This is a genomic window from Chryseobacterium sp. c4a (assembly GCF_009900745.1).
GTDB lineage: Bacteria > Bacteroidota > Bacteroidia > Flavobacteriales > Weeksellaceae > Chryseobacterium.
In genome coordinates this window covers 112,187-136,619 of the sequence record NZ_WXVU01000005.1, presented here as the reverse complement: position 1 = coordinate 136,619, position 24,433 = coordinate 112,187, and the positions used below count along the sequence as shown (strand labels likewise).

The following is a 24,433-nucleotide window of genomic DNA, read 5'->3' as shown; positions in this document are numbered from 1 at the left end:
CGTAAAATGATCTTATTTAATGAACTTGTTTGGGTTATCAGAATGTTCTTTTTGAAACTTTATTGCTTCTTCTATTTCTTTTCTCATCCATTCTTCAAAAGGAATACCTTTCTCATTATAGGCTGTTATGGCATAAAAATTCTTTCCATCTTCTGAAACCAGGAATTTAAAACGATAGAGCATTCCCAAATCATGCTTTGTATAATCATAAGTATTTACCTGATAATAAGGGAAATTTTCTTTTGGTCTTTCTACAATTTCAAAATACAATCTCTTTTCTTTTTCAGGGATTTTATTGTATTGGTTTACATAATAAAGATCTGAAAGCAGTTTATTTTGTTGATCAAAAAACTGAAGAATATTTTTTTCTTTTTCATTGTATTGGAAAGGATATGGATAATATTTCCCGACAATTTTCACATCTTTCTCTGAATATTTGGTAAGTGGATGAACGGTTTCTCCTTTAGTATTCATCATTCCCCATTTTTCACCGGGTACTTTTATATACCCATCATCATCATTCCTTTTACACCCGTCACAAAATGAAGCATATCCATAATTGAAATAATATACAAAATCATGTTTAGGTTCAATGATCACTTTTCCGTTTCTATCCACAAAACCGATCTTTCCGTTTTTAACGAAACGTCTTAGTCCTTCTACAAAATAGTCAGGGCCATTATCATATCGGAATGGAGTATAAAGAAAGTTCCCTTTTCTGTCATAGACATATCCCCAGGTATGTTTCTGAGGTTTTTCCCCTTTTTTCTCGCCATCAAAAAGAACAGTTTCACCTTCTACCAGATCACCATCTTTAAGATCTGAGAAAATTTTAAATTGTGCAGGAATAATGATGTCTCCTTTTTGGTTTTTTACACCCACCAGGTTGTCTTTGGATGTAAAATATTTCAAAACCTCTTTCTCCTGAGAAAAAGCAAGTATGGGAATCATTGCAATGAATAAAAGGGCCTTTTTCATGGTTGGATTTAAAATAAAAAATGCAGCCCAAAAGGCTGCATAGTGTTTTATACTTTAAGATCAGCTTCTAATCCTATTAAGTCTTTATTCTGGTCTATAATCGGCTGCACTTCGTTCTTGACAAATTCTTCTGTCTGAATTGGTGCGAACCCGATAAAGTTCTTCGGATCTAAAACTTCTTTTAATTTTGATTTATCTAACTTTAAAGAATCATCGTTTAAGATTCTTTCGATCAGGTCGTTTTCTTTTCCTTCTTCTTTCACTTTCTTGGAAGCTTCCATAGAATGAACTCTGATTACTTCGTGAATTTCCTGACGGTCACCACCAGCTTTCACTTCTTCCATGATAATGTATTCTGTTGCCATGAAAGGAAGTTCTTCTTCAATATGCTTGTTGATTCTGTTTGGATATACCACGATTCCGTTCATGATGTTGTTCCAGATCAATAGGATTGCATCAACTGCTAAGAATGCCTGAGGAATAGTTAATCTCTTGTTAGCAGAGTCATCTAATGTTCTTTCGAACCATTGTGTAGAGGCTACCATCGCAGAGCTTGTTGTAAGAGACATCACATATTTTGCCAATGCCCCGATTCTTTCACTTCTCATTGGGTTACGCTTGTACGCCATTGCAGATGAACCGATCTGGTTTTTCTCGAATGGTTCTTCGATTTCTTTAAGGTTTTGAAGTAAACGTAAATCGTTGGTAAATTTATGAGCAGATTGAGCAATATTTCCTAATAATGCTACTACTTTAGCATCAATTTTTCTATCGTAAGTCTGTCCAGAAACTCCGAAAACTTTTTCGAATCCGAATCTTTTTGAAAGTTCTTTATCTAAGTGTTTTACTTTAGAATAATCTCCGTTGAACAATTCAAGGAAACTTGCAGCCGTTCCTGTAGTTCCTTTCACTCCTCTGAAACGTAGAGTTTCTAGGAAGAAGTCTAATTCTTCGATATCAAGAACTAAACTCTGTAACCAAAGGGTTGCTCTTTTTCCTACTGTTGTTAACTGTGCCGGCTGGAAGTGTGTAAATCCTAATGTTGGAAGGTCTTTGTATTGAATTGCAAAGTCTGCTAAGTTCTTCATTACGTTGACCAACTTTTTCTTCAGGATTAAAAGTCCGTCACGGATTTGAATTAAGTCTGTGTTATCTCCTACAAAAGCTGAAGTAGCTCCCAAGTGAATAATTCCTTTTGCTGAAGGCGCTACATCCCCATAGGTATGAACGTGAGCCATTACATCATGACGGAATTTCTTTTCGTATTCTGCTGCCTTATCGAAATCGATATTTTCAGCATTAGCTTTTAATTCAGCGATCTGCTCGTCTGTAATTTCAAGCCCTAAGTCTTTTTCGATCTCTGCTAAAGCGATCCAAAGCTTTCTCCAGGTACGGAATTTGTTATTATGTGAGAAATTAAACAACATTTCTTCACTGGAATAGCGCTCTTCCAATGGATTTTTGTAGGAATTCATTCGTTCTTTTACTTTTTAGATGTACAAAAATACGGTTTTTCAGTGAGAGATAAAAATCCTGGTTTTATGATTTTTGTGGTGTATTTTTGTTATTGAAAATACAGACATGATGCTCGTACTAGCAGGAAGGATTTCATTGGCTTAAAAAAATAAGTTTTTAGAAACAGAACGTGACAGAAATTAACGCAATAAATGAATCCTTTTATGATGAATGTATTATTTTTTGGTTGTTAATTTTATCATGTAATCTCCCAGCTCATCATTTACAATATACATTTTGTTATTAATCTCAATTACTCCGATTCCCATACAAAAATTGAGTGCTTGGGTTTCCTTATAAACCCATCCTATACTCTTGCATCTATATTCTGAGTAGTATCGGTAGGTTTTAGATTAGAAAACATTTTAGATGGTTTATGATTGTTTTCTTTGGATAAAACAAGTTTCTTTTTAGCTGAGCTTTGCTTTAGACTATCACAATGTATAGACCTTACAGGAGTATATACTAATCATTTAATCAACACTCTTTTACAATTAGAATATGATCTATGGGTTGTTCCTGCCATTGAAATTAAACGATCAAAAGGAATATCAAGAGGAAAAAATGATCAAAATGATGCTAAGGATATCTCCTTATATAGTTTTAGAAATCTTGATAAGTTAAAGCTATTTACTATAGCAGGAAATGATTTACAAAAATTAAAACTTCTCCATGCTGAAAGAGAGAAAACCTTAAAAGCATTATTACTCATAGAAGCTACAAATGAAAATAAAAACTTTATAAGCAAAGATATATTAAGTGAAGTTCTTACCATTAATAAAGTTTTAATTAATGGCATAAAAAAAGCCATTAAAAAAATTGAAAACAGAATAAAAGAAATTATTCGCGTTAATAATGAACTCCACAAACAAGCTGAACTTATAAAATCAGTTCCTGGAATTGGGGAACAGACATGCCTCTATTTTATCATTGCTACAAAGGGTTTTACAGCATTTAAAAACTGGAGAAAATTCGCTTGCTATTCTGGGGTAGTTCCTTTTCAATACTCCTCGGGTTCAAGTATAAAAGGAAGAACAAAAGTGAATCATCTTGCAGATAAAAAAATGAAATCTTTACTACAAATGTGTGCATTGACAGCTATTAAATATGACATTCAAATAAAAGAATACTATTACAAAAAGAAACAAGAAGGTAAAAATCCTATGCTTATTTAAATAATATTAGATGCAAACTTATAAGCAGGGTATTCGCCGTAATAGAAAGACAAACTCCTTATATTAATACTTATAAATTTGCATCTTAAATTTTAACAATTTTTATTTGCTTCGTGTCATAGAATGCGCAGCAGGGGGCATACTTGCAGGAGAACATTTTTAATCACTAACAGACGAAGTTTCAATGTTAGATGAATTATGTATTTTTAATATATTTAATTGATTTATACACTCTATAAACTCTTTCTTTTTATCTTCTTTAAAATAAGGCAATCCTTCTATACCATTTTTAATATCACTATACTTTAATGGAATTTTATAATTTGTAATCTTTTTCCCCTTAAAGGAATAGCTTCTGGCGTAAACAACTGATTTAGGTGTATGTTCATCTATTGCTAAACATTTTTCAAAAGCATTAACTTTACTTTGAGTAACCAATTCATATCTAAAATATTCATCAGGATATTTATTTTTTAAGTCTTTTATAGAAAATTTTTTAGTGTAGAAAACAATTTCACCATATGTAATATCTTTTTCTTTGACTTTGGTATAAGAGAGACTGTCTTTACATAATTTATAAGGGCTCATGGTAACCTCACAAATATTTTTATTGTCCACAATAATAAGCCCATTATAAAAACCGTCTTCATCGTGGAAACCGTCTTCTATATAAATCTGCGAATATTTTTTATCAGGATTTACATCGCAAGACTTTGCACCCAATAATCTAAAAATCTTATATCCTTCTGTGATTATTTTTATTGTTGCTGAATCACGATAGGTGAAATAATTTTTATCTTTTAATAAATTCTCATTCATTTGTCTTAAAGAAATCTTTTCTTGAGAATTGCAAGAAGAAAACAACATTATACTGAATAATAAAACAATCTTTTTCATTTTTGATAGTCTATAGGTTATCTAGGGCGATTTTTAATTTTTGGTAAATTATATAGGGCTGCATTGATAAGATAATTATATCTATTTTGCAATATTGTGCTATTTACACTAAGAACACTATGAACACTTGGAGTAGGGGATATTTGACCTCCATTTGAATTATAATAAATACTACTTCCTGCATTATCTATTAACCTTCCATCAGTGTTAGGAATACAAGCAGAGCCTATACAAATACTGCCATAGTTTGTTCGCAATGGTAAGCCAGACTCGGCTCGTACAATATTTTCTACATGTGTACCAAATATTTCTGCTGTTGTGCTATCAGGGCCAAATCTCGTATCGGCTTGAGAGGTTACTCCTAAAGCATAATTTTCGTAAACATGTCCCATTTCGTGTGCTATTGTCGTATATAATGGAGAGTATTTGGAATCTTTGCCCAAAGTAGTCCAAACCCCTTTAGTTGAGGATGTCTTTAATTCAACTATATTACTTATGCCATATCTTATTTGTGTATCACCACTAGTATGGCTAAAATAAATATCTCTTACTTTTCCATCCTTACCTTTTTCTTGGTCAAAATACCCAATCATTGTATTTCCTATAGAAGTATTTTTATCTAAATGGCTTAACCCTGCAACAGTCTGAACAACATAATCTGATAATTGTGTATTCCTATCTACGTTTGTCCATTTTCCATCTACTTGATGTTGGGTTGCCCCATTATGATATCTATATTGAACCCCGCTTGGATCATTAATATATATCCATTCTCCATTTATATCAATAAATTTAGCAGGGTTATTTGCCACATAGCTATAAGGAGAAATAGGAAAATAATTCTCACTATAATTGTCTAATACACCCCATCGTCCCAAATCCGACATATACATCCTCGCTCCATAATCATACATTCCTGTCTCCTGCAACTCCTTCCCGTTATACTTATAATTTTTATAAGTACTCTGTCCAAAAAATGCATTTCCTGACTTCAAATGATTCATTCCAAATGGAGTTATTCTTCCATTAACATTTTGGGAAAGTTGTAATAATGGATATAAATAGTTTCATTTTGTTTATTATAACAAACTGTTATATAATCATATCCTTTTTTCTGTAATATAGAAAAAGATTTTCCCGAAGATAAACTAATATTAATTTTACCTAAGTTCTTTGAAAAATTCACAATACTTTGCCCGTAGTGAATTTTATTCGTTCTTGGAAATTCTTTTGTATAGAAATTATTAATTATCATCTTTTCCTCAAAAAAGCAATTGTATTGAAACATTAAAACTATCTCTGATTCTTTTTTGGGTATCATATCTTTTGCATCTGAAAGATACTCGTCCACTTCCATTTTCTTTTCTGCATTTAAATTTTCATATAAAGTTGAATTGACAACTCTTTTGCTTTGGCATGAGACAAAGCTTAGAGTTAATAAAATTGATAAAAAAAATAATTTGTTATGGATTTGCATTTTGATTTGTTTTTAGTTGTTCTTTTTCCTTCTTTTCTCTATTTTCATTGGTTATATTAATATGGTTTATCATATCTGTTGTTTGAGAAGAAGTTAGATTCGTTCCAGTCGTATCTTGTAAAGGCTCAATAGTATTAGCCCCAGAATTCATCAGATTTTTTTTATTTTCAGAAGTATTTTCAACTTTACTTTCTTCATCAAAAATATGAGGAAGATTGGCCTTGTGCCCTAGCTCATGAGCTAAAGTTCTTGGATTATCAAGAGACCTAACTGTTCCATCATATATATTGCCGTCCGGATCAGTTTCACCATTAACAAAAGAAACTCCGTCTTCAGTATTCTTTGCTACTCTTTTTCCTAATTCTAAAGTAAATTTTGCATTAGGATCTCCGATAATATTCACTTTTAACCCATTTTGGCTTAGAATAGATGCTGCATCATTTAAAAGTGTTTTACTATAATCTTTCCCTAATTTATTATCTACTTTCACCCTCCATTCCATAGTATTTTTATTGATCATTACTGCCTCAAGCCCTTCCAACTCTCTCGCATCAATAACTCTATTTTCAGAAAAGTTATAATGCGATTGATAGGCATATTTTTCAGATAAAGGGTCAACATTAAAGAACCTTCCCACATCTGGCATATAATTCCTCCACTTAAATGAGTAAAAACCTGTCTCTTGTAACTCTTGTCCTTGGTACTTGTAGTTTTTATAAGTACTCTGTCCAAAAAATGCATATCCTGACTTCAAATGGTTCATTCCAAAAGGGTAGTAATCATTAGCATCTGTAATCTCAAGAGCGCCTTTGCTGTTTCTTCCGAAACTTATTCTCACGTTGCCAAGATGATCCTTATACTGGTAAATATACTGATCTTTTTTGTAATCATAATACCCTTCTGCGGTGGGGAAAAAAGATAAATCATTATCCTTTAATCTCATTACAATTCCACCTCCTCCAATGGGTGGATGAATCCCAGGATCAATAGGTTGAATTGTATCATTAAGAGCATAAGCCTGTATTTCCATGGCTTTAGACATTTCCCGGCTTTTGGACAATAATTCGGTCTCTCCGCCATTACCTCTGCTGGTTGAAGTACTCAAATACTGGAAACCATCCAAATAATCTGATATAGCATTCACGGTATAACAATCTATAATACCACATTCAATAGTGGAGTTCACTTTTTGAAGCTTTATACCATTGGCTCCATATAAATAAGTAAGACCCACTCCGGACTGAAGTATACTCATTTTATTGGGAAGATTGAGATGGTTGTAGGCGATGGAACTAATTCCTTTATCCTTCATATTCTCCATATTCCCATTCAGATCATAGGTAATGGTATTGCCCCCGCCTTCATACCCGGAGGGATTATTTTTCGTATCATGAACATTGGTAAGTTTATTCCCGGAATAAATATAGTTAAGTTCATCAATAACAGTGGCAATATTATTATTTTCAACAATACTGGTTCTGTACATTTTCGAGATATTCCCATTCAGGTCATAGTCTATAGATTCCGTATTTTCCTTACTCCAGGCATTGGTGGGGTTCTGGTAATATCCTGCAGTCAATCTGTTTAAACCATCATAGGCATAACCGTATCTTTTAGGGGTAGATAAGGGATTGGCTCCAAGAGATTCCACGGCTCTCCAATCTACTTCTGCAATATTTCCATTGTACCTGGCTTTCACATTCTTCCCTGAAAACTGTGCCGGATCCGGATTGGTAAGTCCTTCTACTTGGTTGTATTTTATTTTATAAGAAAATAATTTCCCTCCGAGATCCGGAAGTGACATTTCATTTTGATTAATGGTAGTCATCCAACCCCGAATATTATAAGCATAATCAATACTTTGAAGGTTGTTTCCTACTTTTTTATTTGTCAGCTGGGAAAGTATTATGGGCAAGGATTTCTACAGGATTGGAGTCTCTCACAAGAATAAAAACACAAAAACCTCACAATATGTAAGGTTTTTTATTATTTAAAGACACGAGCTGGAAGCTCACATCACCAGGGGAGAGCAAAGAACATTAAACAATTATTATATGTCCAAATTCTCAACATCAAATCTACTTTACTTTATCCATATTAGTTTTAAAAACAATTAATTTTTGTGCCTGTTGTCCTTTTTCTTCAATAGATTTATAACCATCTTTTTCTATATATATATATACATAAGCACTCTTTTTCAAAATAGTAGAATAATATCCCCTATAATCAGTCCTTAATTGTATTTTATCTTGGCCTAAATATTCATCATAGTTTTTATATCCATTATCACTTTCATATCTATCATTTACAACTGTCACTTTAACATCTTTCAATGGTCGAGAATTACTAGAATCTAAAACGTAGCCTTCAACCTTTACATCATTTACATCTTGGTTACTATAGTAATAAATGAAAAAATATACACTTGCTAAACTTATTATAACAAGGACTATTATTAATAATTTACCTATTGTTTGCTTCATCTAATCTTTTATTTATTGCTGTTTGAATATGAGTACCTGCTTTTGTTTGAATATTCCCATGTGTTAAATTTTTCCCACTAAGTTTTATATTTGTAACTTTTGCTTTTCCTTCAGAAGTATGTCTATAACCTCTCGAACCTGGAGAATTACTACTCCCACCATCACTCCTATTACTACTATTGCTAGATGAACCCGAAGAAGAGCCTGAAGCCCTTGATGAACTGGATGCACCAGAATTGTTTTCTTGATAAAAAACATATGCTGAATTCACATTATCTGAAATAGAAGTATTTACAGTTAAGCCTCTCAATGGTCCATCTGAGCTATCAACAATTATCATAGTATCAATAGGAACATTAGGTGTTTCCTCAGCCAAACTTACAGCATTATCTCCACCATAGCTATAACCATATACTAGAACTACATCTCCCTTTTGGTAGTTTTTTTCTAAAAATTCTTTTCCTGTTTCAACCCCTGCACCTTGTGTTAATGCTGGTGATATCATAGCTCCTTTAAAATCCATCCCCAATGATCTAGCATAAGAAGCTGTAGCATTATATCTAGTACCAGCTCCCCCAGCATCTTTGGTATTACTTCTCATTTTACCATCACCGGTAGGTCCTCCATGATAGAATACGGCTAAAACTCTAGGCTTAGGTCCTCCAGGAATATCTGGTTCTCTGCCATCTGGATCAATATGCATTACAGGGTTATTGAATACATAATTATATGGACTATGCCTTGTCATCTTCTCTGCCAATGGATCCACAACTCCCCATCTTCCTAAATCTGGCATATACATCCTCGCTCCATAATCATACATACCATTCTCTTGCAGCTCCTTACCATTGTACTTATAATTATATGCAGGATTTCCAAGTGAAGCATTATATCCCTCATGCTTTAACCCAAACGGATAGTAATTACTTTCTTCAATAACCTCTGTTCCTGTAGTTCCTTTCTGGTAACTCATTCTTACATTTCCTAAATGATCCAGGTAATTGTAAATATAGGTATTTTTTAAAAAATCATAATACCCCTCTGATGTAGGTACAAATTGTAGATTTGGTGAAGGTGGTGGGCAATCCAAGCACCCTAATCCTACTCCTTCTAAAACATAATGGAACCCATCTAAATAATCTGTAATATTCTGTGTATAAGTTACATCTCCAAAGCTCCCATGTTTATAGTAAGAATATATTTTCCTCACTTTAGTCCCGTCTACTCTATATAAATAAGATGTATTATTTCCCATTATATTTGACGTATCACCCACAAATATTGGAAGATTCAGAAAATTATACTTGATTTCTTTAATTCCTTTATCTAAATGATCAATCATATTACCATTGGCATCATAAGCTATAGGATTTCCACCGATAGGATATCCCGAAAAATTCCCGGATGCGTCTGATACAGAAGCTAATCTATTACCTTGGTAGGTATAATATAATTGATCTATCTGTATAGGATTATTACCATCTGATTGCCCATATCGATCTAACCGGATAATATTACCATTAAGGTCATATTGCAGCCATTCGTTATAAGCACTTGTAATTTCTACTGTTGAACCTGGTTTACTATAAAAAGCATGAAACATTCTGTTTAAGCTGTCATAACTGTAATTGTACCTTCTATAAATACCATCTGTAGAGGTTTTCCAGTCGACCTCTGTAATATTACCATTAAACCTGCCTATTATTGATGCTGGATTGTTATACTTCATTTTATATCCAAATAAATCTCCATTAAGATTCGAAGGATCATTAATCTGGGTCATCCAGCCACGGATGTTATACTTGTAATCAATCTGTTGAAGCGAAGAACCTAAAGAAACTCCACCTACTTTTTTAGATTCCAACTGGGAAAGTTCATTATATGCATTCTGGGTAAGGATTTCTACAGGATTAGAATCTACCTGATGCTTATGAACCAACAATCTATTCTGATGATCATATTCAAAATTCTCTGTGATCACTCTTTCAGAATCTGTTTCCAGTCTTTTATGTTTGGTAATAACGGTTTGAGCTACTCCCGCAAAATCCAGTTTAGATTCTGTCTTGGTATATCCGCCCAAATGATTGATAGAATGTGTTCCAATCGCTCTTCCTTTGGTATCGTAATAGGTGTAATTCTTTGTCCAGCCGTCATTTTCAATATTCTTTACCAGGCTCATTACAGGAAGTCCTTTGGTACTTCTGCCTTCTGAAGACATAGTTTCCGTTAAAGTAGCCTCTCCCTGAATTGTTGATGGAAATGGAGGATTAAAATTATAGCTGGGGTAAGTGTCGTAATAATTGACACTTAAAAGCTTAAAATTACTGGTAGGGTAAGCCTTGTTGCTGGTATAGAAAACATCTATCCCACTATTATTCCAGCTATTTACGGATCTGATTTCACTATTGGAACCATGCCCTTCGATTACAGAAGCCTGTTGAACTCTTCCCGGTGGGCTGTCTAATATTCCTGTATAAATTGGACGTGATAGCTGATCATATTTGGTAAACATCCACTGCCCTTTCTCTCTCAGATTAGCGTCCTGAGTTAAAACTAATCGATCAGCTTTATCATACACCATATATTCCCAGCCTTTACCGGGAAGTTTCTTTTCTGCCAAACGGTTTCTGCTATCATAGCGATACTGATAACAAAGATCATTAAGTAATGATTCTGCTGTCCCTTTGTTGACTGCTTTGGGAGGAATAACAAAGGCTAACTGATCATATTCATTATACACATAATAAGTATCTGCATTTTCAGTAGAATTCACCTTTCTTACTAACAAGGTCTGCCCTCTTCCATTCTTAAATTCCACTGTTGGATTTCCGTCTTCATCTGTGACCGTATTTTTATATAATGTTCCGGGAGCATAGAAGGTAGCAGGAGATAAGCTTAACTCACTCTTGGTAGCTCCGTTCTCCCATATCGCCTTGGTGGTATATTGGTATACTTCATTAGCCAGATTGGCTTCATATCCAAATCCTACAGGTTTATTAGCCCAGTCGTTACCTGGCTGAACCTGTTGTAAGATTCTGTCCAAGGGAGATTTTTCCAATACTTTCTCAGAATAGATCTTTTCGGAGCCATAAGAGTTTGTAGCACTGGATAACGGATCAGGAATGATTGCTCCATTCAGCGTTCCTGACTGAGGTATGGGTAAATAGTCTTTGACCTGTCTGCCAAACGGATCGTATTCAATAGGAATAACCACGTCTTTTCCTTGGGGAGATGCTTTTACATTCACTACCTGCTTGGGTCTTCCCAGACCATCAAAATACTGAACAGTCTGAGCTTGTTTAGCAGCAGGATCACTCTGGGTTTTCTCTTCCAGATAGGTTCTGGTATAAACATAATTTTCAGTGGAAGATCCGGCTAAACCGCTAGGCAGCTGAACCTGGGCTTTTATAGTACCCATCAAAAGGAGGGCACTTATGGGGATTATTATTTTTTTCATCGGTTTTAGTTTTTATAATTGTATTTCAATTCTTTCAAAAGCTTTCCGTTGGCATCAACTACTTTTTCAAGCCTGTTGGCTGTATCATAAACATAGTTTTCTCTTATCCCGGATGGCGGGGTGATACTTCTTACTCCTACTAATGGATCATAGCTGTAGGTAGTCACCTGATGTCCTAGTAAATTTGCTCTGAAAGTTTTAAAAGCATTGAGTATATTCGTTTCATCATTATTCACTCCGGCTGCTGCATCCAAATCTGAGGCATTCACAATACTGTCGATCAATGATTGGGAGATATTTTCCAGTGTTATATTTTCTATTTTAGCAATAGGCTTAGTTTGATTATATCCCCAGATAATTACTGTGGAAATACCATCTTTTGTTGTATACTGAAGAAGATTGCCTTTGGAATCAAATTTATCATACGTTATTTCTGTGGATGGAACCTGATTCTGCATTCCGTAAGACACTAATGAACTTGGTAATAGATTAGCAAGATTATCATATTTGGTTTCATTTCTAGAAATGACACTTCCAGAATCAGTCAGATTCTGCTTATTGGACACGGTTGTCTCCAAAGGAATTCCCAACATATTAGCACTAATCAACTTCTGATTGCCTTTTTCTCTGGCGTACAAATAAGATGTTTCCTGGATTCCAGCACCAGAGAATGAAGTGATACTCTTTGACAGTTGGTGATCAGGATTATTATACAGGTAATCTGTACTTGTCGTTATTTTTTTATAAGGAGTATCATCTGCAGTACTCAAAGGAACATCTTCCAGATATTCTTTAGAGATGCTTTTGTCAAGGGTAAATGAATACGAAGGAAGTCTGTATGCTGTAATGTACATATTACCAAGATAAGTTCCTACATTGGTTCCTGGTTGTATGAAAACAAGTGGAAAAAGCGTAACTCCTGTAACACTCGATATAACCCCTCTCAGATCCTGCCCGTACTCGTTTTTTACGGTATTCCTCAAATAAAGCTGCCCATTCTTATTATTAAATATTCTGTGAGATAAGAGTTTCCCGCTAAGATTACCTAATGGGACATTCCAAAATAGAGAATTCTCTGCAGATAAAGAGATCATACTAAGATCACTTAAAGAGTTGGTATACATCCCATCCACCGTAGGAGTTCTGAAAGTATAGCTGTTATATTCATAAGGTTGTATTGAAAATGTTTTTTCTTCACCACCTTTTTCAAATTGATCCCCACCATAGCTGATTGTTACATTAGGATATATTGGATCATAGATACTATATAAAGCTCCAGTATTCTCTAAAGAATCAAAATTCATCATTGAAACTTGAGGTTCCGAATGAAAAATAGTTTCAAATAAACTACCCACTCTAGTATCACCAGCAGGAGGAGCAGAATTGGGGTCAGTCCAAGGAGCATATACTTTTTGATCAAACCTGTAGGATCTGAATTCCGGTTTATACTGAGATGGAATCTTAGTTATATTATTGATATCTTTATAAGAGCTATAGTAAAGTCTTTTAATGTTTGTAGATCCAGTTTCAGATATATCATATTGTTTCTTCAATCTGACATTTCCATTATCAATAATATTCCATTTATCCTTTGCATTATACCTGATGAGTGCCGTGGCTGAGCATTCTTTACATAAATCATCCAATATTTTGAATTTCATCATATATGTGGTACCACTTATAACTAAATTGTCAGTAAGCCCTATGTATTTATAATTCTTGGATAAAAATATTTGTTTTGTATATACCGTTTGTCCTGTAGAAGCTTCCACAAGAGTAAACAGAGCCTTTCCTTTTGTTCCCCAATTTACAGAATCATTTGAATGCAGCTTTAGTTCTATCTGTATTTGATTTCCTGTAACTTGTGAAGCATCAAATGTACTTATCGCTTCATAGGACAAAGGAAGTCTTGCTTCTACCAGATCATAATCAATCAATGTTTCATCATTAAAAATAGGTTGTGCATTCCCTATAGCTACATAGTGTTCTGCTTTTACATTTACCGATTCTCTTGCTTGTTCTGGTTCATATTCAAAAACGGTTCTTCCTTTCGTTGGATAAGTGATAGAAGTCAATGTTCCTAGCTTAGCATAGGAAAAACGGGGTAACTTGTCTGCGTAATAAGAACCACTATTATTAAACAGGTTATATGTATTTCCAAACAAATTCAAATTGGGTAGTGAAGTATTTCCATTATTGGTTCCATTATAATACCCTAAATAATCAGTTGTCTTAGATAATCTTGAAGGCAGACCAAGAGGATCATCATATTCAAATTTATGTTCTTGTACAAAAGTTTCCTGATTGCCTTTGATGGCATACTCTTTTGCTTTCTCAAGAAAAAAACGCTTCTTTTGGCGATCACTTTCAGTATTATTAATATAATCAAATACAATTTTTTTGACATTTGTTGTATTTATAGTACGGTTGGTGATAATATTGGAACTAGCTACCGTTGACACCACAATATTTCCTATTTTTTGAAAAATTTCTGAAGGATCCGTTGAATAATTGATGGTAATTTTTTCGCTTCCTGTACTAATCTGGGATAGTATTTTAGGATCTGTTATATTGAGCGTTCTAATTGATTGGCTGTAGGGAGTCAATAAAGGAGATGATGTACTCCCATCACCTGCAGGACCTTCATCCATCAGTCGCGTATCCAAAGACTGTTGTTCACTTATACCAAGTATAGTAGCATTAGATCTCATTTCAGAATATGAAAATTCAATTTTATTTCCGATCACATTCTCTATTTTGGTAAGAAAAAAGCTGGTCTCACCACTTAAGCCCCCATTAAGCCTCACATGAGTCTTTTCGGTAGCACCAGTTCCTCCGAAAGTATATTTTGTACCATCATAAGTGGTAATGATAAAAGTATGATTATCCTTGAACGCCCCTACTGTTTCAATTTTGAGATTGTAGTCCTGAGTTAGAAGAACAGGCTCGAAATTAGCATCAAGATAAAAGCTTCCGCTATAGCCTGGGAAAGAGAAACTGAAAACATCAGGTTGATGATCATACTGTTCAGAACCATATTTGGTGAGTTTTACAAGATCGCTTTCACCCTGTTGGCTGTACAAATGGGAGAGATCATTAAGACTTAATAAAAGCCTTTCATATCCAAATTCATCTGCTTTATCATAAATAGTTCTATTGATGACTCCACCTGCCTCCAATATCCAATTCATTCCTAAGGTATTGGGAGTATCATTTACTTTTACCCCAGCTTTACCGTATTTTAAAGATATGGTATGTTTTAATCCATGATCCGAGATTGTATGAATCGGAATATTGACATTAGGATTTCCTTTAAATTCATTGGCTTCCAAATTACCAAATTGTGTTCTGAAGGAGGATTCGGGTGAAGGAGGATCTATATTGGGAAGCTCTATTCCAGATCCAGAATTTGGAGCTCCCTTAGAGGTTTCCTGAGCAGAATAAAAATGAGCAGACAAAATGGCTACACAAATAATAGCTTTCTTCATGATTAATGTTTTTATTTCTTGATCAGCTTTGCATTCGCTGTTTTGTTATTATCCGTTTTTATTGTCACCAAATATGCTCCCTGTACCAAAGCCTGGGTATTCATCTTGGTCACTCTGTTTTTCGTTTTAAAGTTCTGAAGTTGTCTTCCGCTCATATCATATAACATAATATCAGCATCCTTGAAGTCAAAGCCGATTTCTACATACGCATAATCGGATACCGGATTCGGATAGATTTTGATATCGTATTTTTCAATTAGATCATTCACTTGCTTATCACCCAGCTTTACAATTTTCCAATTTTCTTTACCCAATTCCTTGGCACTTGTTCCGGCTAAAACGATAGAACCGTCCCTATTGAGTTTCAAGTCCGAAAGTCTTTCTTCTTTTTGTCTGGATTCGCCGCTCACATGCTTTCGCCATTGCTCGCTTCCATTTCCATCCAAATAAAGCATCCAGAAAGTTTCGTCATTTTCTTGTATTCTTCCTTCTGCTTGGGTATAGCCGCCCAACAAAATTCCCTTTGAAGATTTGTCATCCGCTGAATGAATCACACTCATTCCCATCAGGATATCACGGTTCTTGAAATTGTAGGATTTTTGCCACTGTTCATCTCCTCTTTCATTAAGAGCAATGAGCCAAAGGTCTGTTCCTTCTTCAATCCCGACAGTTTTGTTTCCTGATCTTTCGGAACGGGATTCACCGCCGATGATGTAACCATTTGAAGTTAAGGCCAACGTTCTGATATGATCGTCTGCTTTACCACCATAGTTCTTTTCCCATTCTACTTTTCCGTTTTTATCCAATTTAACGATCCAATAGTCGCCTTCACCGAAGTTTTCGCTTTGTTTCGAGATGCGGGATACGGGGGTTATGGTACGAGGTTCAGGATTCAAGTTTTGAACGGTTGATACGGAACCCGAATCTCGCACCCCGGAACTCCTTGAATAAATTCCCAATAATGCTCCGCCATCTTTCGTCGGAATTATTTTCTCTACTTCGTCTAAGCCTTTTCCGCCTAATACAAGCTGAGACAGTTCTTTTCCATCTTTGTCCAGCCTGATGATCCAGACATCTTTTGAACCATAGCCTTTGGAAGAGTTTTGTATGTTTCCGGCAACGAAAAAACCTAAATCTGTGCTCTGAATTACTGCTTTGGCTTCTTCATCCGAAGCGCTTCCTAATGTTTTCTGCCAGATTTCATCGCCAAATTCATTGATTCGGATTAACCAGATATCTGATCCGCCTTTAGAATCATCTTTCTTATCTAGTCCTTTGCCGGAATACGATGTTCCAGCCAGAAGAAACCCTCCATCCTGAGTACTGACTGTCGCTGACAAGTAATCATGATTATTTCCTGAGAAATGTTTTTCCCAGGCTTCTTCTCCTTGTTGGTTTAATTTAACCAAATGGAAATCGTAACCGTTGTTTTGCTTACTGCCAGCCTCCAGCTTCCCGCTTTCTGACTGTATTGAGCTTCCTGTAATAAGATACTGCTGATCGATTGTTGTTGTCACCTGACTTAGAAAATCCTGAGTGGAGGATTGGATATCTTTTTGCCAGAGAACATGCTGGGCAGACACCCCCAGAGCCGTGCATATTGTCAATGCACTGAGATAAATCTTTTTCATTCTCGTGTTTGTTTGAGTTTAATGATTAGCTTTTCAAATTTGCGCAAATTTAACTTTTTTTCATTCACACAAATCATTTTAATGTGATTTAATATAAAATATTTCCAAATAGTAGGAAATCTCATTAAGATCCCATGATCCTTCATTGATTCTACAAATCTACTACAGCATGGCGACAGAAGCTGTCGTGTTACCCGTATGTAATAAGAAATAGTTTTTGGCTAAAGCCAGATGAATTTTTATTTGATTTGGCCGGGCTAAAGCCCAGCCCTATTGATAGGGCTAAGCAGAGGTTGAAACTTAGCAACAATATAATTGTCAATTGATGCTAAAAAAACTAACTCCGATATATATTTAATGAAAACATTTCTTGGTTCTTGGAGCATACAAAACACAAAAAAACCTTGCTATTGCAAGGTTTTAATATTCAGAAACACAAGCCAGAAGCTCGATAATAAAATTTATATAAGATTTTTTAAGTTGCTAATATTTTTGCTACTCTAAGTTTAGATTTCAGATCTCTGAGTTCAGCTAAAATTGCCTGTACCTCAGTTTGAGAATAACTACTACCTGCATCTCCTGCAGTGTCTCCTGATGCTGCTGAGCTTTTGAGTGCTCCACTATATTCGTTAGTTGCTTTATTTAACACAATAGTGTTCTGACTGTCTGATGGCATGCCAGTAGTATTAAAATTTGACAACTCTAATGGAGTATTTCCTTTAAAAACCATATTCTGAATAGATGGATTGATATAGAAAGCGTTAGTATATGGGCTTACAGCTCCTGTGTAATAAGATTTTTTGGAGATAATATTATCTAAAATCAACAAATTATCAGATTTTTCAACATTAATAAAAGAATTTCCCTGATCTCCTGCAGCACATCCGCTCACTATATTTCCACGGATTACCAAATAGTCAGAACTCTCTTTAATATTGAGAGATAAATATTTTGCATCATGCAATTGATTGGATTCAAAAACATTATGTTTTCCTTTCAATTCAACAAGCGCATAATTAGAAATCAGATTATTTTGAATGATACTCTTGGTTACGTAAAAGTACAGGAATAAACGGATTCCGACATTATCATTAAGTATGGTATTATTGGTTATTTCATGGTTTACATTCTCGTCAGATAGCCTGTCTGAATTAGAATAGTAAATATCAGCAACCCCTCCAAAATCATCAAAAAACCTGACATTATTATCACGAATGACTAAATTTTTCATTCCTTTTAAGCCTTGATTATTGAACATACAATTTTTGAAAGTATTACCTATTATTTGCGAATCCTCAGAATTAAAAAGAGATACGCCATATAAACTATTTGCATTGCCCTCCAGTACTGAGTTCTTAATAGTGATATTGTTATTATTTCTATACGAACTAATCTGTCCCCCACTGGTAGAAGGAATTTTATTACCAGATGCTTTAGAATTCTGAATTGTTATATGCGAGACCTTTGCATGACCCCCTGCCAGCAATCCAGCATGATTATTATTTAAAAACTCACAATTATCGAATACAACGTTCCTTACAATAGAACCTGTATCCCAAGGTTCTATATCCACACCGCATTCAGGAGAGGTTCCATTGCTATTATTAAACGCACAATTTGTGAAATAAAGGTTTTCTCCACCTTCAATAGACATTCCCTGCCTTCTGTTATTGGATGAAATAATCTTATCAGCTGTCAGCCCATTTAATAAATGTAATATATTATTTTTATCATAATAATGTTGAATATTTAATCCATCTCCCCAGCAATCCTTAATTTTAATATTCTTTAAAGTGATATCACTTCCTCCAGATACTGCTATTCCATATCCCCATTCTCCTTCAGTTCCTGTATGAGTATATCTGTCGCCTAAGATATTACCTCCTGTTATAAAAACATTCTTTTTATTGTATACACGAATCACATTATACTGCTCCTTATTTGTTGGTCTTTGAATTAAATAGCAATTGTCAGACATTATCAGCCTTTTATTATCCAGCATTTCAATTCCTCCGGCATCACGCAAAAAATCGGTCACTTTAGTTTCACGGTCATCCCCAGCAATTTTATATTCCCCATCACCAATAAAAATTTGAGGACAAGAGCCTTTAATTACTCTATTAATTCTAATGGTTGTATCATCAGCATCCAAATTAGGAAATACACCATAATATTTTACATCTACTATGTTAATAAAATTGTGCACCAGCTTTATTGTACCAATAGCAACTACACTTCCTCTATCATCAGGTCTAACTTCCATTGGAGACGGATAATAAATAATTGGAGCTGGCGTATCTCCTTTTTGATAATAGCCTAATAACTTTACACCTGCATAAACTCCAGCCTGTAAATCATCTAGTTCACAAGAACACATGTTATACATAGCATCCATTGTGTTCTTAGTTAAAAATTGATTTTTCATATTTCTTTGATTAAAGTGTTATCCTTCATTTATTTTTTTTCAGAAGGATTTTTTTTATTTTTTTAAGTCACACAAGTCATATTTATGTGATTTAATATAAAATATTTCTAATAATGAGGATATTTCATTACATTTTCGTAATCCTTCATTGATTATACAAATCTACAATAGCGTTGCGACAGAACCTGTCGTGTTATTTTTATGTAATTAAGAAATAGGTTTTGGCTAAAGCCAGATGAATTTTTATTTGATTTGGCCGGGCTAAAGCCCAGCCCTATTGATAGGGCTAAGCAGAGGTTGAAACTTAGCAACAACATAATTGATAATTGATAATTGATAATTGATAATTGACAATTGACAATGGATAATTGATACTAAAAACGATCTTCAATAGATATAAAAAGCATCCCTATCCTCCCACAAGTATGAGTAATATTGAACCTTAACAACAATATTATCATTTATCTCCTAGCCCCGATAGTAACGGTTACCCCACAGCAAGCGGTTGGCTCTTTGGCTTCGCTCAGGAGAGTGTTTTGGCGCGAGGAGTATGAGTGGATAGCGGGATATAGCTCCCGAAAAAAGAAGATGGTCACAATCCGGAATGTAAGTTCATAAAAAAACCACCCTTTTCGAGTGGCTTTATGTTATTTAAAAATCTGATCTTATTGATAAATGACTACATCATCTTTTTTAATTTGATAACCGGTTTTCTTGTAAGGAACTAATACATAACTTTCTTTAATATGGCTACCGCTCTTCCAAATTTTATCTTTTCCTTCTTTCTCAAGGATAATGCTTTTTGCCATTCCATCCGGAATGAAAATTTCGGCGCGTTTCATGTCTTTACTAAAAATAACTGCCGTCATTGTAGAAGAGCTTTTATCTGCACTTACTTCCTTTAATTTAATTTTCTGTTCGAAAACTCTTACACAGTTATTTCTGAGTTGAGAATAAGTATAACCTGCTGAGCCTATACACCCGTGAACATCCCTATCTCCCCCCAAAGCCGGAGTTTTTTGTTGAGCAAAAAATAAAGATCCTAGGAACATCATGCTAAATAAAATTGGTTTTTTCATATTTAAATTATTAATGTTTTCAGTTTGGTAAAAGTGTTTTCGGTAATAAAGATATTAATTTCATCCTTAGTTTCAAAACCATTGCGTGTATACCACAAAAAAAGTCACCCTTTCGAGTGACTTCTTTTTTTTAAAATCTGATTTTATTGATAAATTACAACATTATCCTTTTTAAGCTGATATCCGCTTTTTTTGAAAGGAGTCAATACATAACCATCTTTTTTCCAAGCTTTTGCTTTCCCTGCTCTGGTAAGAATTATACTTCCACCTTCAACGTCTTTAACAAAAACTTCAGCTTTCTTGTTGTCTTTGCTGAAAATAACCGCAGCGATATAATCCCCTTTTGAAGCGACTTCTTTTAATTTGATCTTTTCTTCAAAAGTTCTTACACAATCTTTTTTGATTTGTGAATATGTATATCCTGCTGAACCGATACATCCATGAGCATCTTTATCGCCACCTAATACCGGTGTTTTTTGTGCGAATACTAAAGTACCAAGGAACATTGCGCTCAATAAAATTGTTTTTTTCATGTTTTTTGTATTATTATGATAACTGTGGTAGGTATTAATAAAAACCATGCCAAAAAAACATAAAACACATCAACGTGAATAACTTTTTTATTTTTTTATTTTGTCCAGTTGATTTTTGAAAGCTTCACCTCATCAGAGCTTGTACCGATCATTATATCGAACTCGCCTGATTCCCAATCATATTTTAAATCTCCATTATAGAATTTAAGGCTTTCCGGAGTGATATCGAAGGTTACTTTTTTCGCCTCTCCTTTTTTCAAAAATATTTTTTGGAATCCTTTCAATTCTTTTACCGGTCTTGTAATACTTCCCACTTTGTCTCTGATATACAACTGAACCACCTCAGCTCCATCGTAGTTTCCTGTATTGGCTACTGTAACCGATGCCTGAATGGTCTGATCTCCCTTAGGATTGGTATTGGAAACACTGATATCCGAGTAGTTAAACTTCGTGTAGCTTAATCCATAGCCAAATGCATACAATGGGGTATTGCACTCGTCCATATAATTGGAACGGAATCTTTGGTATTCGCATTTATCCACTAGTTTCTGATCTAATGGGCGGCCTGTATTTTTAGCATTATAATAAATAGGGATCTGTCCTAAACTTCTTGGGAAGGTCATTGGAAGTTTCCCTGATGGGTTTACTTTTCCGAAAAGAACGTCAGCCATTGCGTTTCCTGCTTCTGAACCAGGGAACCATGCATTTAATATGGCACTAGGAGCATCTTTCACATTCGTTAAAGCTAGCGGACGACCTGTGAAAAGGATCATTGCAATGGGTTTTCCGGTCTTTTTTAACTCATTAAGCAAGTCTACCTGCGATTGAGGGATTGTGATTTCTGATCTTGATGATGATTCACCGCTCATTTCTGCCGATTCTCCGATAGCCAGAACAATTACGTCGGCTTTGTTGGCCACATCTACGGCTTCTTTTAGCAATTCTTCTTTTGAACGGTTATCTCTGTCGGTTTTCTTTCCGTGTGCTGCGTAGATCTCTTCCAGTTTTGCATCATAATCTATGTTGGCACCTTTTGCAGAAAGGAATTTTACTTCTTTTCCATAGTTCGCCTGAAGCCCCTGCATTAAATTAACTGAAACGCTATGTTTTGTAGCAACGCTCCAGGTTCCAGCCATATTCATTGAATTATTAACCAATGGCCCAATCACAGCAACAGTTCCTGATTTCTTTAAAGGTAAAACCTGATTTTCATTTTTCAGCAACACCATTGACTGGGCAGCCACGTTTCTTGCGATATTACGGTTTTCCAGGTTGTATACTTCTTTAGCGGCTAATTTTGCATCTCCATGTTTGTATGGATTATCAAAAAGACCTAAGTCGTATTTGGCTTCAAGAATTCTTCTGGCTGCCATATCAATTTCAGCCTGGGTAACCTTTCCTTCTGCTAAAGATTTTTTCAAGGTTGTTAAGAAGCCCTCTCCTACCATATCCATATCAACACCTGCTTTTAAAGCTAATGCTGAAACCTGCTGAAGATCTCCCATTCCGTGATCTACCATTTCATTGATCCCGGTATAATCAGTCACAACAAACCCTTTAAATTTCCATTGATTTCTCAATACTTCGGTCTGAAGCCATCTGCTTCCTGTTGCAGGAACTCCATCTACTTCATTGAAAGAAGCCATTACGGAAGCTACTCCAGCGTCTACTGCGGCTTTATAAGGTGGAAAATATTCATTGAACATTCTTACATGGCTCATATCAACGGTATTGTAATCTCTTCCGGATTCTCCTGCTCCATAGAGTGCAAAGTGCTTCACACAAGCTAATATATTGGTTCCATTAGCTAAATCCTTCCCTTGATAACCGTATACCATATTTTTTGAGATCTCGCTTCCTAAATATGGATCTTCTCCTGAACCTTCAGAAACTCTTCCCCATCTAGGTTCACGGGAAATATCCACCATGGGCGAAAACGTCCAGTTGATTCCATCAGAAGCAGCTTCTCTTGCCGCCACTTTCGCAGATTGCTGTACCAGATTCATATCCCATGAAGCGGCTAAACCTAATGGAATGGGAAATGTAGTTTCATAGCCGTGAATCACATCCATTCCGAAGATCATCGGAATTTTCAATCGGCTTTTTTCAACAGCTACTTTCTGAACTGCTTTAATTTTATCAGCTCCTTTTATATTGAATAATCCGCCTACTAATCCCTGCTCTACTTTTTTACCGATGTCTGAACTTCGAGCCATCCCGGTCGTAAAGTCACCGGAAGTAGGAAGGTTCATCTGCCCTATTTTTTCATCTAATGTCATTTTAGATAAAAGATTGTCTACAAAGGCTTTCTTCTTGGCCTGATATTGTGCAGTCTGATAAGACTGTACAGGCTTATCCACCATTTCCTGAGCGGAAAACACCGGCGAAAGCGCCAGGGTTGCAAGTACAATTAACTTTTTCATAAATCTATCTTCTTATATTATTGTTTTGATTTTTGTCTCGTTTTCTTTTGTTATGGAGAACTTGTCTTTTTATTTATTTTTCTTTTTAGACAGCATCCATTCGTACAACTGTGGATTTGAATACGTAGAATCCCAAGAATTATGATTATCATTCGAGAAAATCACTAATTCTGCTGTTGGATTCACGGGGTGAAGCTTTTGATAAAATTTAAAAGCATTTTCCGGCAATACAATATCATCCATTCCTCCGTGGAATATTTTCATATTCAAATCTTTAAATTGTTGAATATTGGCGGTCATCACCTGATCTGTAGGGGCACAAACTGAAACTACAGCGGCAAACATCTCAGGATGTTCCATCGCCAGCTTTAAAGTTCCCCATCCGCCCATAGAAAGTCCTGTAAGGTAAATTCTGGAGGCATCAATTTTATATTTTTTCTGAATTTCTTTAATCAGATTATATATTGTGACAGTATCCCACCAGCTATCTGCCGGACATTGCGGTGCTAAAATGGCTACGGGTTCTTTGATCAAATTTTTATAGGTGAATGGGCTGTGCGCTTTTACCAACTCAAGGTTATTTCCTCTTTCTCCTGAGCCATGAAGAAAAACGATCAAGGGGACATTTCCTTTGACATTTTGAGGATAATCCAGTATATAGGACATTTTCTCCTGACGTTTTACCTCTTTGTTCAATTCAGCTTTGATTTCCTGAGCATTCAGCTGTAGGGAAAACGGAAGCAATAAAAAGGGAATATGTTTTAATTTCATAGTGTTATTTGGTTTTGGCTAAAGCCATTGGATTTGGTTTTTGTTTATTTTAAATGGGCTAAAGCCCATTTATATGACTGCTGCCTATTTTTATTTGTATT

Annotated in this window: 16 protein-coding genes; 1 reads left to right on the top strand and 15 read right to left on the bottom strand. The window is 35.0% G+C overall.

Annotated elements, in window-relative coordinates; genetic code table 11:
* Positions 1–12 precede the first annotated feature (12 nt).
* Together GTR01_RS09340 and purB are read right to left on the bottom strand one after the other, a co-directional pair.
* The gene (locus GTR01_RS09340; RefSeq protein ID WP_160137574.1) at positions 13–978 is read right to left on the bottom strand and encodes a WG repeat-containing protein; all 966 of its coding nucleotides are present in this window, start codon (positions 976–978) and stop codon (positions 13–15) included.
* A gap of 47 nt (positions 979–1,025) precedes the next feature.
* Positions 1,026–2,453, bottom strand: coding sequence for an adenylosuccinate lyase (purB, locus tag GTR01_RS09335; RefSeq protein WP_047096071.1), 1,428 nt, complete (start codon positions 2,451–2,453; stop codon positions 1,026–1,028).
* Positions 2,454–2,882: 429 nt separating this feature from the next.
* On the opposite strand from purB, the gene GTR01_RS09330 reads away from it, so the two are divergent.
* A complete protein-coding gene (locus tag GTR01_RS09330; protein ID WP_160137573.1) occupies positions 2,883–3,668 on the top strand; it encodes a transposase in 786 nt (261 codons plus the stop codon).
* A 159-nt stretch (positions 3,669–3,827) separates the two neighbouring features.
* Here the strand turns inward: GTR01_RS09330 and GTR01_RS09325 are convergent, their stop codons facing one another.
* From GTR01_RS09325 to GTR01_RS09265, 13 genes are all read right to left on the bottom strand, one after another.
* Complete coding sequence (locus GTR01_RS09325; RefSeq protein WP_160137572.1) at positions 3,828–4,565, bottom strand: hypothetical protein; 738 nt, start codon at positions 4,563–4,565, stop codon at positions 3,828–3,830.
* Between the two features lie 17 nt (positions 4,566–4,582).
* Positions 4,583–5,569, bottom strand: a complete 987-nt coding sequence (locus GTR01_RS09320; protein ID WP_160137571.1) for an RHS repeat-associated core domain-containing protein — start codon at positions 5,567–5,569, stop codon at positions 4,583–4,585.
* An 11-nt stretch (positions 5,570–5,580) separates the two neighbouring features.
* Positions 5,581–6,042 carry a hypothetical protein gene (locus tag GTR01_RS09315; protein ID WP_160137570.1) on the bottom strand — a complete coding sequence of 154 codons (462 nt, stop codon included), beginning with the start codon at positions 6,040–6,042 and terminating at the stop codon, positions 5,581–5,583.
* The gene (locus GTR01_RS09310) at positions 6,029–7,957 is read right to left on the bottom strand and encodes an RHS repeat domain-containing protein (protein ID WP_228452198.1); all 1,929 of its coding nucleotides are present in this window, start codon (positions 7,955–7,957) and stop codon (positions 6,029–6,031) included. Before GTR01_RS09310 ends, GTR01_RS09315 begins: the two co-directional genes overlap by 14 nt.
* 163 nt (positions 7,958–8,120) lie before the next feature.
* The gene (locus tag GTR01_RS09305) at positions 8,121–8,525 is read right to left on the bottom strand and encodes a hypothetical protein (RefSeq protein WP_160137569.1); all 405 of its coding nucleotides are present in this window, start codon (positions 8,523–8,525) and stop codon (positions 8,121–8,123) included.
* Positions 8,506–11,982: a DUF6443 domain-containing protein gene (locus GTR01_RS09300; RefSeq protein WP_160137568.1), complete on the bottom strand. Its 3,477-nt coding sequence runs from the start codon at positions 11,980–11,982 to the stop codon at positions 8,506–8,508. Before GTR01_RS09300 ends, GTR01_RS09305 begins: the two co-directional genes overlap by 20 nt.
* Before the next feature lie 5 nt (positions 11,983–11,987).
* Complete coding sequence (locus tag GTR01_RS09295; RefSeq protein ID WP_160137567.1) at positions 11,988–15,470, bottom strand: hypothetical protein; 3,483 nt, start codon at positions 15,468–15,470, stop codon at positions 11,988–11,990.
* An 11-nt stretch (positions 15,471–15,481) separates the two neighbouring features.
* Complete coding sequence (locus GTR01_RS09290; RefSeq protein ID WP_160137566.1) at positions 15,482–17,101, bottom strand: T9SS type A sorting domain-containing protein; 1,620 nt, start codon at positions 17,099–17,101, stop codon at positions 15,482–15,484.
* Between the two features lie 475 nt (positions 17,102–17,576).
* Entirely contained in the window at positions 17,577–19,526 is a 1,950-nt protein-coding gene (locus tag GTR01_RS09285) for a right-handed parallel beta-helix repeat-containing protein (protein ID WP_160137565.1), read from the bottom strand.
* A gap of 665 nt (positions 19,527–20,191) precedes the next feature.
* Positions 20,192–20,605, bottom strand: coding sequence for a hypothetical protein (locus tag GTR01_RS09280; RefSeq protein ID WP_160137564.1), 414 nt, complete (start codon positions 20,603–20,605; stop codon positions 20,192–20,194).
* Between the two features lie 143 nt (positions 20,606–20,748).
* The gene (locus GTR01_RS09275) at positions 20,749–21,138 is read right to left on the bottom strand and encodes a hypothetical protein (RefSeq protein WP_160137563.1); all 390 of its coding nucleotides are present in this window, start codon (positions 21,136–21,138) and stop codon (positions 20,749–20,751) included.
* A gap of 95 nt (positions 21,139–21,233) precedes the next feature.
* The gene (gene bglX, locus GTR01_RS09270; RefSeq protein ID WP_160137562.1) at positions 21,234–23,561 is read right to left on the bottom strand and encodes a beta-glucosidase BglX; all 2,328 of its coding nucleotides are present in this window, start codon (positions 23,559–23,561) and stop codon (positions 21,234–21,236) included.
* Positions 23,562–23,630: 69 nt separating this feature from the next.
* A complete protein-coding gene (locus tag GTR01_RS09265; protein WP_160137561.1) occupies positions 23,631–24,332 on the bottom strand; it encodes a prolyl oligopeptidase family serine peptidase in 702 nt (233 codons plus the stop codon).
* Positions 24,333–24,433: the final 101 nt, after the last annotated feature.